We start from the raw sequence: 1,126 nt of genomic DNA, 5'->3' as shown, positions 1-1,126 counted from the left end.
GGATACCGTCGACTGGGTCGACAACTACGACGGCACCGAGCGGATTCCGGACGTGCTGCCGACCAAGGTGCCGAACCTTCTGATCAACGGCTCCTCGGGCATTGCCGTGGGCATGGCGACCAACATCCCGCCGCACAACATGCGCGAAGTCATCGACGGCTGCCTGGCACTGATCGACGACTATACGCTGACCATCGATGATTTGATGGCCTACATCCCGGGACCGGACTTCCCCACCGCGGGCATCATCAACGGTCGCGCGGGCATCCTCGATGCCTATCGCACCGGGCGCGGGCGCATCTACGTGCGCGCCGCGCACACCATCGAGCACCACGACAAGACCGGGCGCGACCACATCATCATCACCGAGCTGCCCTACCAGGTGAACAAGGCGCGGCTGATCGAGAAGATCGCCGAGCTGGTGAAGGAGAAGCGCATCGAGGGCATCGCCGAGCTTCGCGACGAGTCCGACAAGGAAGGCCTGCGCGTGGTCATCGAGATCAAGCGCGGTGAATCCGGCGAGGTGGTGGTCAACAACCTGTTCGCCCAGACCCAGCTCCAGAACGTCTTCGGCATCAACATGGTGGCGCTGGAGAACGGCCAGCCGCGCACGCTGAATTTGAAGGAGATGCTCGAGGCGTTCATTCGCCACCGTCGCGAAGTCGTCACCCGCCGTACGCTGTTCGAGCTCAGAAAGGCGCGCGAACGCGGCCACATCCTCGAAGGCCTGACCGTCGCGATCTCCAACATCGACGAAGTGATCGAGCTGATCAAGGCCTCTCCCAACGCCGCCGAGGCGAAGGAGAAGCTGCTGGAGAAAGTGTGGCAGCCCGGCCAGGTGACCGGCATGCTCGAGCGCGCGGGTGCGACCTCCTGCAAGCCGGACGATCTCGACGAAGGGTTCGGCCTCAACACGTCGGCCACCGAGTACCGGCTCTCGCCGGCCCAGGCCCAGGCGATTCTGGAGCTGCGCCTGCATCGCCTGACCGGGCTCGAGACCGAGAAGCTGCTCGACGAGTACCTGGCGATCCTGCAGCGCATCGCCGAGCTGACCGAGATCCTCGCCTCCGCCGACCGCCTGATGGAAGTGATTCGCGAGGAGCTTCACGCGGTGCGCGATCAGTAC

Annotated in this window: 1 protein-coding gene; it reads left to right on the top strand. The window is 64.4% G+C overall.

Features of this window, described 5'->3' with window-relative positions; genetic code table 11:
* The coding region (locus BIS11_RS18190) for a DNA gyrase subunit A (protein WP_301286520.1) at positions 1-1,126 on the top strand (1,126 nt) is incomplete at both ends.

The sequence above is a fragment of the Halomonas sp. 707D4 genome (genome assembly GCF_024158685.1).
Classification (GTDB): Bacteria; Pseudomonadota; Gammaproteobacteria; order Pseudomonadales; family Halomonadaceae; genus Vreelandella.
The sequence above is the reverse complement of the archived record's forward strand: the minus strand, read 5'-3'. Positions and strand labels throughout refer to the sequence as shown.